This is a genomic window from uncultured Cellulomonas sp. (genome assembly GCF_947494015.1).
Classification (GTDB): Bacteria; Actinomycetota; Actinomycetes; order Actinomycetales; family Cellulomonadaceae; genus Pengzhenrongella.
This window is the reverse complement of record NZ_CANLTL010000011.1, coordinates 107,224-121,230: the sequence shown is the minus strand read 5'-3', so window position 1 is coordinate 121,230 and position 14,007 is coordinate 107,224. Positions and strand designations below refer to the sequence as shown.

Below are 14,007 nucleotides of genomic sequence, written 5' to 3'. Positions count from 1 at the left end.
GCCGATGACGCAGGACGAGGCCATCGCCTCGATCGGCAGCTACAACTACGGCTGGCACGACTCGGACCTCGCGGGCGCGAACGCCCAGCGCGGGCTGTCCGAGGACGTGGTGCGCAACATCTCCGCGCTGAAGAACGAGCCGGAGTGGATGCTCAAGACGCGGCTGAAGGCGCTGCGCATGTTCGACAAGAAGCCCATGCCGAACTGGGGCTCGGACCTGTCGGGCATCGACTTCGACAACATCAAGTACTTCGTGCGGTCCACGGAGAAGCAGGCCGCCTCCTGGGAGGACCTGCCCGAGGACATCCGCAACACGTACGACCGCCTGGGCATCCCGGAGGCCGAGAAGCAGCGTCTCGTCGCCGGCGTCGCCGCCCAGTACGAGTCCGAGGTCGTCTACCACCAGATCCGCGAGGACCTGGAGGAGCAGGGCGTCATCTTCATGGACACCGACACCGGCCTGCGCGAGCACCCGGAGATCTTCGAGCAGTACTTCGGCTCGGTCATCCCGTCCGGCGACAACAAGTTCGCCGCGCTGAACACCGCCGTGTGGTCCGGTGGCTCGTTCGTCTACGTCCCCCCGGGCGTGCACGTCGAGATCCCGCTGCAGGCCTACTTCCGGATCAACACCGAGAACATGGGCCAGTTCGAGCGGACGCTGATCATCGCCGACGAGGGCTCCTACGTGCACTACGTCGAGGGCTGCACCGCGCCGGTGTACTCCTCGGACTCCCTGCACTCCGCGGTCGTCGAGATCATCGTGAAGAAGAACGCCCGGGTGCGGTACACGACCATCCAGAACTGGTCGAACAACGTGTACAACCTCGTCACGAAGCGGGCGACCGCCGCCGAGGGCGCGACCATGGAGTGGGTCGACGGCAACATCGGCTCCAAGGTGACCATGAAGTACCCGGCCATCTACCTCATGGGCGAGCACGCGCGCGGCGAGACGCTGTCGATCGCGTTCGCCGGCGAGGGCCAGCACCAGGACGCCGGCGCCAAGATGGTGCACGCCGCGCCGCACACGTCGTCGTCCATCGTGTCCAAGTCGGTGGCGCGCGGCGGTGGCCGGACCTCCTACCGCGGGCTGGTGCAGGTGCTCGAGGGCGCCTCGCACTCCGCCTCGAACGTGCTGTGCGACGCGCTGCTGGTCGACCAGATCTCGCGCTCGGACACCTACCCGTACGTCGACGTCCGCGAGGACGACGTGTCGATGGGTCACGAGGCGACGGTCTCCCGCGTGAGCGAGGACCAGCTGTTCTACCTCATGTCCCGCGGGATGCCCGAGACCGAGGCCATGGCCATGATCGTGCGCGGGTTCGTCGAGCCCATCGCCCGCGAGCTGCCCATGGAGTACGCGCTCGAGCTCAACCGCCTGATCGAGCTCCAGATGGAAGGGTCCGTCGGCTGATGGCCAGCACCACCACGCAGGACACCTTGTCCACCGACCACTCGCGCGCCGTCGCCGACGGCGCCCACACCCACGGCGGCACGCATGGCCGGGGCGGGACGCCGCAGGGGTCGCGCGCGGAGCGGGCGACGTCGTTCGACCTCGCCGACTTCCCGCTGCCGACCGGCCGCGAGGAGGAGTGGCGGTTCACCCCGGTCGACCGGGTCGCGCCGCTGTTCGCCGAGGGCCTGTCCGGCCACGGCGTGCTGACCACGGTCGTCGAGTCGCCCGAGGTCCGGGTGGAGATCGTCGACCGCGACGACGCCCGCCTGGGCACCGCCGGCGTCCCGGGTGACCGCGCGGCGGCCGCCGCCTGGACGTCGTTCCACCGTGCGACCGTCGTGACGGTGCCGCCGCAGGCCGTCGCCACCGCGGCGACGTCGATCCGGGTCGAGGGCGTCGAGGGTGCGGCGAGCGACCCGACGGCCACCCACCTGCTGGTCCACGCCGGTGCGCTGTCCGAGGCCGTCGTCGTGCTCGACCACGTCGGCGCCGCGACCCTCACCGAGACGGTCGAGATCGTGGTCGACGACGGCGCGCACCTGACCCTGGTGTCGGTGCAGGACTGGGCGCCGGGGACCGTGCACACCTCCTCGCACCGCATCCGCCTGGGCCGGGACGCCAAGGTCAAGCACATCGTGGTCACCCTCGGTGGCGACGTCGTCCGGGTCACCCCGGACGCGGAGTTCACCGCGGAGGGCGGCGAGGTCGAGATGCTCGGCCTGTACTACGCCGACGCAGGCCAGCACCAGGAGCACCGGCTGTTCGTCGACCACGCGGTGCCGTCCTGCCGCTCGCGGGTGACCTACAAGGGCGCCCTGCAGGGCGACGGCGCCCACACGGTGTGGGTCGGCGACGTGCTCATCCGTGCCGCGGCCGAGGCCACCGACACCTACGAGCTCAACCGCAACCTCGTGCTGTCCGACGGCGCCCGCGCCGACTCGGTCCCGAACCTGGAGATCGAGACCGGCGAGATCGAGGGTGCCGGCCACGCGTCCGCGACCGGCCGGTTCGACGACGAGCAGCTGTTCTACCTGCGCTCGCGCGGCATCCCCGAGGCCGACGCGCGTCGACTCGTCGTGCGCGGCTTCTTCGCCGAGCTCGTGCACCAGATCGGCGTGCCCGAGATCGAGGAGCGACTCATCGCCTCGATCGAGGCCGAGCTCGAGCGGAGCATGAGCGACCTGGAGGTCCTGCCCCAGATCGCCGGCGACCCGGCCCGCGAGGCGGCGGACGCGTGAGCGGTCAGCTGGCCTGCCTCGCGCAGGACGTCCCGCCGTGCGGGGCGTTCCGCGCCGAGCTCGAGGGGCCCGACGGCCCCGTCCCGGTCGCCGTGGTGCGCGCGGAGGACGGCGAGCTGTACGCCATCAACGACATCTGCTCGCACGGCGCCGTGTCGCTGTCGGAGGGTGAGGTCGAGGGCACGCTGCTCGAGTGCTGGCTGCACGGCTCGAAGTTCGACCTGCGCACCGGCGCCCCGACCGGCCTGCCGGCCACCCGTCCCGTCCCCGTGTACCCCGTGACCGTCGACGGCGAGCGTGTGCTCGTCGACGTCGACGCGCCCCTTTCGAACGGCTAGGAGCCCCACCGCATGTCCACTCTGGAGATCCACGACCTGCACGTCAGCGTCGAGACCAAGGAAGGCCCCAAGCCCATCCTGCGCGGTGTCGACCTGACCATCGCCAGCGGCGAGACGCACGCCATCATGGGCCCGAACGGGTCCGGCAAGTCCACCCTGGCGTACTCCCTCGCCGGGCACCCGAAGTACCAGATCACCTCGGGCACCGTGACGCTCGACGGCGAGGACGTCCTCGAGATGAGCGTGGACGACCGCGCCCGCGCCGGCATGTTCCTCGCGATGCAGTACCCCGTCGAGGTCCCGGGCGTCAGCGTCTCGAACTTCCTGCGGACCGCGAAGACCGCGATCGACGGCCAGGCGCCGCCGCTGCGCACCTGGGTCAAGGACGTCCGGTCCGCGATGGACCAGCTGCGGATGGACCCGGCCTTCGCCGAGCGCTCGGTCAACGAGGGCTTCTCCGGCGGTGAGAAGAAGCGCCACGAGATCCTGCAGATGGAGCTGCTCAAGCCGAAGTTCGCGATCCTCGACGAGACCGACTCCGGCCTGGATGTCGACGCGCTGCGCGTGGTGTCCGAGGGCGTGAACCGGGTGCGCTCGGGCGGCGAGGTGGGCGTCCTGCTCATCACGCACTACACCCGCATCCTGCGGTACATCACCCCGGACTTCGTCCACGTCTTCGTCGACGGCAAGGTCGCCGAGGAGGGTGGCCCCGAGCTCGCCGAGCGTCTGGAGAACGAGGGCTACGACCGCTTCCTGGGCGCCGGCGCCTCCGCCTGATCGCCGTCGACCACCTCCGACCTCCCCTGAGAGGCACCCGATGACCGAGACCATGCTGAGCGCCGGGGAGCTGGCCGCCGTCCGGGCCGACTTCCCGCTGCTCGCCCGCACCCTGCGTGACGGCAAGCCGCTGGTCTACCTCGACTCGGGTGCCACGTCGCAGAAGCCGGACGTCGTCCTCGACGCCGAGCAGGACTTCTACGCCCAGCGCAACGCGGCCGTGCACCGCGGCGCGCACCAGCTCGCGGAGGAGGCCACCGAGGCCTTCGAGCACGCCCGCGAGCAGGTGGCGTCGTTCGTCGGCGCCGACGTGGGCGAGGTCGTCTGGACCACGAACGCCACGGCCGGGTTGAACCTCGTGGCGTACGCGATGTCCAACGCGACGGCGGGTCGCGGGGGCGAGGCGGCCCGCCGGTTCGCGCTGGCCCCGGGCGACGAGATCGTCGTCACCGAGGCCGAGCACCACGCCAACCTCGTGCCGTGGCAGGAGCTCGCGGCGCGGACGGGTGCGGTCGTGCGGTGGGTCGGCGTGGACGACGACGGGCGGCTGCGCACCGACGAGCTCGCCCACGTGGTCACCGACCGCACCCGGGTGCTGGCGTTCACGCACGCCTCGAACGTGACCGGGGCGGTCACCGACGTCGCACCGTTCGTCGCCCGGGCCCGTGCGGTCGGTGCGCTGACGGTGCTCGACGCGTGCCAGTCCGTCCCGCACCTGCCGGTGGACCTGCACGCGCTGGGGGTGGACTTCGCGGTCTTCTCCGGGCACAAGATGCTCGGGCCGACCGGGGTCGGTGCCCTGTACGGCCGCCGCGAGCTGCTCGAGGCGATGCCGCCGGTGGCCACCGGCGGGTCCATGGTCGAGGTCGTGACCATGCAGTCCACGACGTACGCGCCGCCGCCGCAGCGCTTCGAGGCGGGCACCCAGATGGTCGCCCAGGCGATCGGCATGGGCGCCGCCGCGGCGTACCTGGCCGAGCTCGGCATGGACGCGGTCGCCGCGCACGAGGCCGCGCTCGCCGCGGAGCTGCTCGACGCCGTCGCGTCCGTCCCGCACGTGCGGGTGCTCGGTCCGACCGACACCCGCGACCGGCTCGCGACGGTCTCCTTCGTCGTGGACGGCGTGCATGCGCACGACGTCGGGCAGGTGCTCGACGACGCCGGCGTCGCCGTCCGGGTGGGGCATCACTGCGCCCAGCCGTTGCACCGGCGATTCGGGGTCGCCGCCACTGCGCGGGCCTCGGCGTCGGTCTACACCACGTCCCAGGAGATCGCCGTGTTCCGGGAAGCACTGACCGGGGTGCGGGCGTTCTTCGGCTGGGACCGATGAGGAGGCACGCGTGACGAGCTCGATGGAGCAGCTGTACCAGCAGGTGATCCTGGACCACGCCCGCGACCCGCACGGGCGGGGCCTCGTGGACGGGCCGGCCGACGCCGTTGCGGGCGAGTCGCACCAGGTCAACCCGACCTGCGGGGACGAGGTGACGCTGCGGGTCGCGCTCGGGACCCGGGGCACGGTGCCGGTCGTCGAGGGTGTGAGCTGGGAGGGGCAGGGGTGCAGCATCTCCCAGGCCTCGGTCTCGGTCCTCACCGACCTGGTCACCGGGCAGGACCTGCGGCAGGTCGACGAGGTCGCCGAGACGTTCCGGGCGCTGATGCACACCCGCGGCGCCGGCCTGGACGAGGAGCGTGAGGACGCCCTGGGGGACGCGACGGCGTTCACCGGGGTCGCGAAGTACCCGGCCCGGATCAAGTGCGCGCTGCTGGGCTGGGCCGCGCTGAAGGACGCGATCGCCAAGACCGGTGTCGCCGTGCCCGCCACGGCGTCCGCCGCCGCCACCACCACCGAGGAGCCCGCATGACCACCGAGACCCCGTCCGGCGCCACGCCGGCCACGTCGCCGTCCGTGACGCCGCCGCCCACCGCGGCCGACGTCGAGGAGGCCATGCGCGACGTCATCGACCCCGAGCTCGGCATCAACGTCGTCGACCTCGGGCTGGTCTACGGGTTGACCGTCGACCAGAACAACCAGGCCGTCATCGACATGACGCTCACGTCCGCGGCCTGCCCGCTGACCGACGTCATCGAGGACCAGACCGCCTCGAGCCTGGACGGGCTCGTCGACGGCTTCCGCATCAACTGGGTGTGGATGCCGCCGTGGGGCCCGGAGAAGATCACCCCTGACGGCCGCGAGCAGATGCGGGCGCTCGGCTTCAACATCTGACCGACCGTCCCACGTCACCCGAGCGACGGGGCCCGACTTGCACACGTGCGGGTCGGGCCCCGTCGCTCGTGCGGGTCGGTCCCGGTGGGCGGCGACGAGGCGTCCTGGACCGCCCGCCCCGGCGGCGCTACGGTCCGGCGATGGCGACCACGAGCTACCGGGTGGAGCGCTCCACCATCGTCGACGCACCGCCCGAGGCGGTCTACCCGCACCTCGCGGACTTCCGCCGCTGGACGTCGTGGTCCCCGTGGGAGGGTGTCGATCCGACCATGACGCGGACGTACTCCGGGGCGGACGCGGGCGCCGGGGCGGTCTACGCCTGGACCGGCAACCGCAAGGCCGGGGCGGGGCGGATGACCATCACCGAGGTGACCCCGCCGTGGCGGGTCGCGGTCGACCTGCGGTTCGACAAGCCGTTCAGGTCCCGCAGCGAGACGGTGTTCACCGTGGAGCCGGCCGGCGCCGGCTGCCGGGTCACGTGGACGATGACCGGCCCGATGAGCGTCGGCACGCGGCTCATGTCCCTCGTGAAGTCGATGGACGCACTCATCGGCCCGGACTTCGAGAAGGGGCTCGCGCACCTGAAGCTGACCGCGGAGACGACCCGCGGCTGACCGGCGTGCCGTCGGAGGGTCACCGCCGTCGGAGGGTCACAGCTCCGCGGCGTCGAGCGCGTTGCACTCGTCGAACGACCCGCCGGTGTACCCGACGGTGAACCACCGCTGACGCTGCTCGCTCGAGCCGTGCGTCCACGCCTCGGGGTTCACGGTGCCGGTCGCCTGCGCCTGGATGCGGTCGTCCCCGACGGCGGACGCCGCGGACAGCGCGTCCGCGAGCTCCTGCTCGGTGATCGGCTCGAGGTAGGTGACGCCGGTGTCCGGGTCGACGGTCGAGGCGAGGTGGCCGACGAGCATCCCGGCCAGGCAGTCGGCGGTCAGCTCGATCCGGACCGAGTCGGACTCCGGGCCGGTGCCGCCGCGCTGGGCGGCGTCCATGAGGCCGGTGAGCTGTTCGATGTGGTGGCCGAACTCGTGCGACAGCACGTAGATCTGCGCGAGCGAGCCGCCGCTCGCCCCGAACCGGCCCTGCAGGTCGTCGTAGAAGCCCAGGTCGAGGTACACCGTCTGGTCGGCCGGGCAGTAGAACGGTCCGGTGGCGCTGCTGGCTGCGCCGCACCCGGTGTCCACCCCGCCCGTGAACTCGACCACGTCCGGTTCGACGTACCCGACGCCGAGGCTCGGCAGCACCTCGCCCCAATAGGTGTCGTTCGCGTCGACGGTGGCCACCAGCCGGCACTCCCGCGTGGTGTTGGCCTGCTCGGCGGTGCACTCGCCGAGCAGCTGCTCCTGCGCGGCGCCGCCGACCGTCCCGCCGCCGCTGCTCAGGCCGTCGACCACCGGGCTGAGGTCCTGGCCGAACACGAGATACCCGATCAGCACCACGATCACCCCGACGCCGCCGCCGACGGCGCCACCGCGGCGTCCGCCGCCGCGTCCCCCGGGACCGCGTCCACCGCCGCGCTGGCTGCGCACCCGGCCCCCACCGAACCGGCCGCCGTCCTGGAACGTCATGCGCGAACGCTAACCGCGCCGTGCCGAGCGCGCAGAGGCAGGATGGGCGGCGTGGAGGACCCGATCACCGCTCCCGCGCTGCCCGACGGCGCCGCCGCGACGACCCAGTCCCGCCTCGCCACCCGTCCCGCCACGCATGGTGCGCGGCCACCGGTGGCCGGACTGCGGCCTCGGCGTCTGCTCGCCGTCGGGGCGGTCGCCGGGTCGGTGGTGCTGGCCGGGTGCGGCCCGACGCCCGCCGAGACCCCCGACCCCGGGGCGCCGTCGGCCACCACGGCGGAGCCGGGCGCCGTCCCGTCGTCGTCTCCCGAGCCGGCGACCCCGGGCCTGCCGCCCACCCTGGGCGTCGGCGGAGCGATCGGGGACTTCGGCGTCAACGCCCCGGCGCAGGACGTCATCGCCTACCTCACCGAGGTGTGGGGCGCCGAGCCCGCGGTCACGGACGCCGAGGTCGCGTGCGTGACCAGCGGGCTGCCGGGGCGCCGCCTGGTGTGGGACGGACTGACCGTCCTGGTGCGGACCACCGACGAGAGCGAGGGCGACATCGACCCGTACATCGCGGGCTGGGCGCTCGACGCGACCACCGGGGAACCGCCGGTCGGCCCGCTCACCACCACGGCGGGGCTCGCGCTGGGCGACCCGGCCGACGCCGTCGAGCAGGCGTACCCCGACGCCGAGGCCTTCGACGCGCCCGACCCGGACGTGTCGGTGTGGTCGGTCGGCACCGTCGACGGCGACCACACCGACGACCTGACGGTCTACGCCACGGACGACGTCGTCACCACCATCATCGGCGGGCAGGGCTGCGGCGACTGAGGCGAGCGACACCTGCACGCCGAGGAGGGACCGCGGGCCGGGGGGGGCTTCGGCCGATGTGGCACCGTGACCCGCATGGCGCCGGCGGACCACATCGGGGGACTGGGGTCCGCCTTCTGGTGGCTGTGGTCGGCATCGACGGCGTCGAACGTGGCCGACGGCGTCGTGAAGGTGGCCGTGCCGCTGGTCGCCGTCGCGGCGACCCGGTCGCCGGCGCTGGTGGCCGGGGTGGCCGTCGCGGTGACGCTGCCGTGGCTGCTGCTGGCCCTGCCGGTCGGTGCGCTCGTGGACCGGTGGGACCGCCGCAGGGCCATGGTGACGGCCAACGTGGTGCGGGCGGCCGGAGCCGGCCTGCTCGCCCTGGCCCTGCTCGGTGACGACGACGCGGCCGCCATCGGCCTGCTGTACGCGGCGGCGTTCGTGGTCGGCTCCGCGGAGACGGTCCACGACATCGCGGCGCAGGCGGTCGTGCCGCTCGTGGTGCCTCCGGCGCAGCTGTCGCGGGGGAACAGCCGGCTGCAGGCCGCCGAGCTGGCCGCCAACGAGTTCGTCGGTCCGCCGCTCGGCGGTCTGCTCGTCGGCGTCGGTGCAGCACTGGCCCTCGCGGTCCCTGCGGCGACCTGGGCGCTGGCGGTGCTCGCGCTCGTGGTCCTGCCCGGGACGTTCCGGGCACGTCGCCCCCCCGGTGCGGGCCGGACGACGCTGAGGGCCGAGATCGACGAGGGCCTCGGGTACCTGTGGCGGCACCGGGTGCTGCGGCGCCTGGCGCTGACCACCGGCGCGTTCAACCTGGCCAGCAACGCCACCTTCGCCGTCCTGGTGCTGTGGGCGGTCGGACCGCGGTCCGCGCTCGGCCTCACCGGGACCGGCTACGGGTTGCTGTTCGCCGCGATCGCGGCGGGCGTGCTGGTCGGCGCCACGCTCGCCGAGCGTGTGGAACGGGCGCTGGGGCCGGCGCGCGCCGTCGTCGTCGGCTACCTCGTCACCGTGCCCCAGTTCGCGGTCCTCGCGATCACCGACGACGTCGCGCTCGTGGCGGTGGCGTTCGTCGTGGGGGGCGTGGGCCTGGGCACCTGGAACGTCATCGTGGTGTCGATGCGCCAACGGGTCACGCCCGACCACCTGATGGGGCGGATGAGCAGCGGCTACCGGCTGGTCGCCTACGGCACCCGCCCGCTCGGAGCGGCGCTCGGCGGCGCCGTCGCGCAGGTGCTCGGGGTGCGGGCGGTCTTCCTCCTCGCGTGCGCCGTCGTGCTGGTGGGTGCGGTGGGCCCGCTGCGCACGACCGACGGCGACCTAGGTGCCGGGTCCTGAGCCGGCGGCGGGACCCGGGGCCCGGCGGGTCGGCGCGCCGTTGGACACCGCCGCGTGGTGCTCGAGCGCGACGTCCAGCCAGGACGTCAGTTCCTCGTCCGTGTCCAGCGCGGAGGGTGCCACGGTGATCCAGCCCGGCCCCATGGGACGGTCGACCCCCATGACCGCGGGCCTCGCCCCCGGCCGGGCGGTCAGCTGCTCGTGGCGGGCCGGGTCGATCCTGACCAGCAGGTCGCCGTCCTTGCCCACCGAGACGACCATGGCGTCGTCGACCATGAACGCCCGGCCGCCGAACATCGCGACCTCGCGCACCGCGTGACCCGGGGGGAGTGCGGCTCGCACGCGCTCGGCGAGGGTCCGCTGCGGTGGGTCCACGGGTGGCTCCTGCTGCCGGTGGGCGACGCGTGAGGCGCAGAGGCGTGGCCGCCACCTGCGGGTCCCACCCTAGAGCCGCCGCCGACGCCGCGGCACCGGTTCGCGGGCGGTCTCAGTCGCCGATGCCCCGGGCGGCCAGCGCCTCCCCGGTGGACCGGGCCCGGGCCACGGTGCGGACCGCGGTCGGCACCAGCAGCGCGCGCGGGTTGCGCTCGAGCCCGCGTGCGCGGGCGGCGTCGCGGACCTCGTGGGCGGTCGTCAGCACCGCCGGCACCGCGCGGAGCATGAGCGCGACGGCGAGGGCGACGACGTCGGGCCGCACCCCGACGTGGCGCAGCGGCCGGACCGCCCGCTCCAGGACGTCGAGCATCCGGTCGGCCGGCGTGCTGGCGGTGACCGCCGTCGCGGCCAGCACGAGGGTGAGCAGGTCGGCGCTGACCTCGATCGCCACGGCGGGGCCGCGCTGCCACCACTGGTAGACGGTCAGCACGGCCGCCGTGACCAGCACCGGCGGCAGCGACCGGACGGCGCCCCGCCAGCGCACGCCCGCCGTGCGGACGCCGACCAGCGCGACCGCCAGCAGCAGCAGCGCGGGCAGCGGTCCCCGGGTGACCACCACGGCGATGCCGAGCACCGCCAGGCCGGCGAGCTTGGCGGGCACCGGCAGCCGGTGCAGCAGGCCCGTGCCGTGCCGGTACTGCCCCAGCGGCATCGGGATGGTCACCGGACCGCCATCAGGTCGCGGTAGTGCCCGACGCCGTCCGCCGCGGGACCGTCGAAGACGACGTGCCCGGCGTCGACCACCAGGACGCGGTCGGCGCGGGCGGCGGCCTCGAGGTCGTGCGTCACCTGCAGCACCTGCTGGTCGAGGGCGTCCAGCAGGTGGTCGACGACGCGCCGCCAGCGCAGGTCGAGCAGCGTCGTCGGCTCGTCGCACACCAGCACGGCCGGCTCCGTGGCCAGCACGCCGGCCAGCGCCAGCAGCTGCTTCTGGCCGCCGGAGAGCGCGTGCACGCTGACCTCGGCACGGTCGGCCAGGCCGAAGCGGCCCAGGACGGCGCGCACGCGCTCGTCGCGCTCGGCCCGGTCGACCGGCAGCCGGCGCAGCGAGAGCGCGACGTCCTCCCGCGGCGTGGGCATCACGAGCTGGGCGTCGGGGTCGGTGAACACGAAACCGACCCGCCGGCGGACCGCCGCACCGTCACGGACGGTGTCGAGGCCGTCGACCACCACCCGGCCCGACGACGGCGTGGCCAGCCCGTTCACCAGCCGGGCCAGCGTGGACTTGCCCGAGCCGTTGGCCCCGACCACGGCGATGCGCCGCTCGGTGAGCCGGCACGTGACCGGGTGCAGGATGGTCACGTCGACGGCGCGCCCGTCGGGACCGTCGGCCCCCTGCGCGACGACCGTGGCCTGCTCGAACTCGATCATCCGGCGGTCGTGGTCGGCACCACGCTCAACGGCGGTGACGGAGCATGTCCGGGAACGCCCGGAACACCGCGGTCGCCACGACCGCGACCAGCACGTTCTTGATCACGTCGCCGGGCAGGAAGGTGGCGCCGGTGGCGATCGCCTCGGCCGGGCCCATGCCCAGCCGCCAGCCCATGACGGTGATCCCCAGCGGGTGCGTCGCCAGCAGGCTGCCCGCCATCGCCGCGCCGAAGACGACGAGCGGCAGGCGACCGGTTCTGGCCCGTCGGCCGGCCGTGACCAGCGCACCGGCGATCGCGGCGGCGATCGGGAACGCGAGGAGGTAGCCGAACGACGCACCGCCTACGATCGCGAGCCCGCCGGCCCCACCGGAGAACACGGGCAGACCGGCCAGCCCCACGACGACGTACAGCAGCGCGGCCAGCGCACCGCGGCGCGCCCCGAGCACGGTCCCGGCCAGCATCACCCCGAAGGTCTGCAGCGTGATCGGCACCGCGAGCCCGGCGACCGGGATCGCCGGCAGCAGCGCGCAGACGGCGATGAACGCCGCGAAGGTCGACACGAGGGCGACGTCGGTCGCGACGGAGGTCCGCGCGGCCGCGGACGGCAGCACCGAGGCGCCGCCGGTGGGGGTACCCGGTCCGGGTCGCGCCGCCGACGGCGTCGGGGAGGTGGACTCGTGCTCCGGGGGGGTCGGCATGGCTCGCTCCGGTTCCGCGTGGGGACGTGGTGTGAGGTGGTCGTCGGCGCAGCGGCGCCCGGCGCGACCGGTCGTCACGCTAGCCGGTCGTACGATGGTCGGCGTTTGTGTCCGCGTCCAACCCCCGGGACCGCAGGTTGTAAGGAAGTCACACCGTGATCACTGCCCAGGCCGTCGAGCTACGCGTCGGCGCCCGCGTCCTGCTGGAGGAGGCGACCTTCCGGATCGCCGCCGGGGACCGGATCGGGCTGGTGGGCCGCAACGGCGCCGGCAAGACGACGCTGACGAAGACCCTCGCGGGGGAGACGCTGCCGACCGCGGGCCAGATCGTCCGGTCCGGCGAGATCGGCTACCTGCCGCAGGACCCGCGGACCGGCGACCTGGGCACCGTCGCCATGGACCGGGTGCTGTCCGCCCGTGGCCTGGACGAGGTGGTCCGGGCGATGCGCGAGACCGAGGGCGCGATGGCCAGCGCCGACGACGCGACACGGGACGCCGCCATGGAGCGGTACACCCGGCTGGAGGCGCGCTTCACCGCCGGTGGCGGGTACGCCGCGGAGAGCGAGGCCAGCCGGATCGCCTCGAACCTGGGTCTTGACGAGCGCGTCCTGGGCCAGACGATCGGGACCCTGTCGGGCGGCCAGCGCCGCCGCGTCGAGCTGGCCCGCATCCTGTTCTCCGGGGTGGAGACGCTGCTGCTCGACGAGCCCACCAACCACCTCGACGCCGACTCGATCCTGTGGCTGCGCGATTACCTCAAGTCCTACCCGGGCGGGTTCGTGGTGATCAGCCACGACACCGACCTGCTCCGCGCGACCGTCAACAAGGTGTTCCACCTCGACGCCAACCGCGGCGAGCTCGACCAGTACAACCTCGGCTGGGACGCCTACCTGCAGCAGCGCGAGACCGACGAGAAGCGGCGCAAGCGCGAGCGCGCGAACACCGAGAAGAAGGCGTCGGTCCTGCTCGCACAGGCGGACAAGATGCGCGCCAAGGCCACCAAGGCCGTCGCCGCCCAGAACATGGCCCGCCGCGCCGAGCGGATGCTGTCCTCCCTGGACGAGGTGCGCGCGTCGGACAAGGTGGCGCGCCTGCGCTTCCCGACGCCGGCGCCGTGCGGCAAGACGCCGCTGACCGCCTCGGGGCTGAGCAAGACGTACGGCTCGCAGGAGGTCTTCACCGACGTCGGCCTGGCGATCGACAAGGGCAGCCGGGTGGTCATCGTCGGGCTCAACGGCGCCGGCAAGACGACCCTCCTGCGGATGCTCGCCGGCATCGACGTCCCGGACACCGGCGAGGTCCACGCCGGCCACGGCCTCAAGCTCGGGTACTACGCCCAGGAGCACGAGACGCTCGACATCTCGCGCACCGTGGTGGAGAACCTGCGCTCGTCCGCGCCCGACCTCACCGACACCCAGGTGCGCTCGGTGCTGGGCTCCTTCCTGTTCTCCGGGGACGACGCCGACAAGCCCGTCCGGGTGCTGTCCGGTGGGGAGAAGACCCGCCTAGCACTGGCCGCGCTCGTCGTCTCCTCGGCCAACGTCCTCCTGCTGGACGAGCCGACCAACAACCTGGACCCGGCCAGCCGCGAGGAGATCCTCGGGGCGCTGCGGTCCTACGAGGGCGCCGTCGTGCTCGTCTCGCACGACGAGGGCGCGGTGGAGGCCCTCAACCCCGAGCGCGTCGTCCTGCTGCCCGACGGCGTCGAGGACCTGTGGGGCCCGGCGTACGCGGACCTCATCTCGCTGGCCTGACCCTCGCCGTCCGCGC

The 14,007-nt window shown here is 73.5% G+C and carries 16 protein-coding genes; 11 read left to right on the top strand and 5 right to left on the bottom strand.

What is annotated here, in order from left to right; translation table 11 throughout:
* Positions 1-4: 4 nt before the first annotated feature.
* The 8 genes from sufB (at position 5) to Q0840_RS13435 (ending at position 6,644) form a co-directional block, all read left to right on the top strand.
* On the top strand, positions 5-1,411 hold the full coding sequence (gene sufB, locus Q0840_RS13470; RefSeq protein ID WP_298460225.1) for a Fe-S cluster assembly protein SufB: 1,407 nt from the start codon (positions 5-7) through the stop codon (positions 1,409-1,411).
* Positions 1,411-2,691, top strand: coding sequence for a Fe-S cluster assembly protein SufD (sufD, locus tag Q0840_RS13465; protein WP_298460170.1), 1,281 nt, complete (start codon positions 1,411-1,413; stop codon positions 2,689-2,691). The genes sufB and sufD overlap by 1 nt, the downstream gene beginning before the upstream one ends.
* Complete coding sequence (locus Q0840_RS13460; protein WP_298460168.1) at positions 2,688-3,029, top strand: non-heme iron oxygenase ferredoxin subunit; 342 nt, start codon at positions 2,688-2,690, stop codon at positions 3,027-3,029. Before sufD ends, Q0840_RS13460 begins: the two co-directional genes overlap by 4 nt.
* A 12-nt stretch (positions 3,030-3,041) precedes the next feature.
* A complete protein-coding gene (sufC, locus tag Q0840_RS13455) occupies positions 3,042-3,806 on the top strand; it encodes a Fe-S cluster assembly ATPase SufC (protein WP_298460166.1) in 765 nt (254 codons plus the stop codon).
* Positions 3,807-3,846: 40 nt separating this feature from the next.
* Positions 3,847-5,136, top strand: coding sequence for a SufS family cysteine desulfurase (locus tag Q0840_RS13450; protein WP_298460164.1), 1,290 nt, complete (start codon positions 3,847-3,849; stop codon positions 5,134-5,136).
* A gap of 10 nt (positions 5,137-5,146) precedes the next feature.
* The gene (sufU, locus tag Q0840_RS13445) at positions 5,147-5,668 is read left to right on the top strand and encodes a Fe-S cluster assembly sulfur transfer protein SufU (protein WP_298460162.1); all 522 of its coding nucleotides are present in this window, start codon (positions 5,147-5,149) and stop codon (positions 5,666-5,668) included.
* Positions 5,665-6,030, top strand: a complete 366-nt coding sequence (locus Q0840_RS13440) for a metal-sulfur cluster assembly factor (protein WP_298460160.1) — start codon at positions 5,665-5,667, stop codon at positions 6,028-6,030. Before sufU ends, Q0840_RS13440 begins: the two co-directional genes overlap by 4 nt.
* Before the next feature lie 140 nt (positions 6,031-6,170).
* Positions 6,171-6,644, top strand: a complete 474-nt coding sequence (locus tag Q0840_RS13435) for an SRPBCC family protein (RefSeq protein ID WP_298460159.1) — start codon at positions 6,171-6,173, stop codon at positions 6,642-6,644.
* Positions 6,645-6,680: 36 nt separating this feature from the next.
* Here the strand turns inward: Q0840_RS13435 and Q0840_RS13430 are convergent, their stop codons facing one another.
* Entirely contained in the window at positions 6,681-7,601 is a 921-nt protein-coding gene (locus Q0840_RS13430) for a neutral zinc metallopeptidase (protein WP_298460157.1), read from the bottom strand.
* Positions 7,602-7,652: 51 nt separating this feature from the next.
* Between Q0840_RS13430 and Q0840_RS13425 the strand changes: the two genes are divergently transcribed.
* Both Q0840_RS13425 and Q0840_RS13420 read left to right on the top strand, forming a co-directional pair.
* Positions 7,653-8,417, top strand: a complete 765-nt coding sequence (locus tag Q0840_RS13425) for a hypothetical protein (RefSeq protein ID WP_298460155.1) — start codon at positions 7,653-7,655, stop codon at positions 8,415-8,417.
* Between the two features lie 75 nt (positions 8,418-8,492).
* The gene (locus tag Q0840_RS13420) at positions 8,493-9,731 is read left to right on the top strand and encodes an MFS transporter (RefSeq protein WP_298460153.1); all 1,239 of its coding nucleotides are present in this window, start codon (positions 8,493-8,495) and stop codon (positions 9,729-9,731) included.
* On the opposite strand, the gene Q0840_RS13415 is transcribed toward Q0840_RS13420, so the two are convergent.
* The 4 genes from Q0840_RS13415 to Q0840_RS13400 form a co-directional block, all read right to left on the bottom strand.
* On the bottom strand, positions 9,714-10,106 hold the full coding sequence (locus tag Q0840_RS13415; protein WP_298460150.1) for a TfoX/Sxy family protein: 393 nt from the start codon (positions 10,104-10,106) through the stop codon (positions 9,714-9,716). The two genes, Q0840_RS13420 and Q0840_RS13415, sit on opposite strands and share 18 nt — an antisense overlap.
* 112 nt (positions 10,107-10,218) lie before the next feature.
* Entirely contained in the window at positions 10,219-10,830 is a 612-nt protein-coding gene (locus Q0840_RS13410) for an energy-coupling factor transporter transmembrane protein EcfT (RefSeq protein ID WP_298460148.1), read from the bottom strand.
* Positions 10,827-11,537: an energy-coupling factor ABC transporter ATP-binding protein gene (locus Q0840_RS13405; protein WP_298460146.1), complete on the bottom strand. Its 711-nt coding sequence runs from the start codon at positions 11,535-11,537 to the stop codon at positions 10,827-10,829. The genes Q0840_RS13410 and Q0840_RS13405 overlap by 4 nt, the downstream gene beginning before the upstream one ends.
* A gap of 25 nt (positions 11,538-11,562) precedes the next feature.
* The gene (locus tag Q0840_RS13400) at positions 11,563-12,237 is read right to left on the bottom strand and encodes a biotin transporter BioY (RefSeq protein ID WP_298460144.1); all 675 of its coding nucleotides are present in this window, start codon (positions 12,235-12,237) and stop codon (positions 11,563-11,565) included.
* Between the two features lie 155 nt (positions 12,238-12,392).
* Here Q0840_RS13400 and Q0840_RS13395 point away from each other — a divergent pair, with 155 nt between their 5' ends.
* Positions 12,393-13,991, top strand: coding sequence for an ABC-F family ATP-binding cassette domain-containing protein (locus tag Q0840_RS13395; RefSeq protein ID WP_298460142.1), 1,599 nt, complete (start codon positions 12,393-12,395; stop codon positions 13,989-13,991).
* The last annotated feature ends 16 nt before the right edge of the window (positions 13,992-14,007 follow it).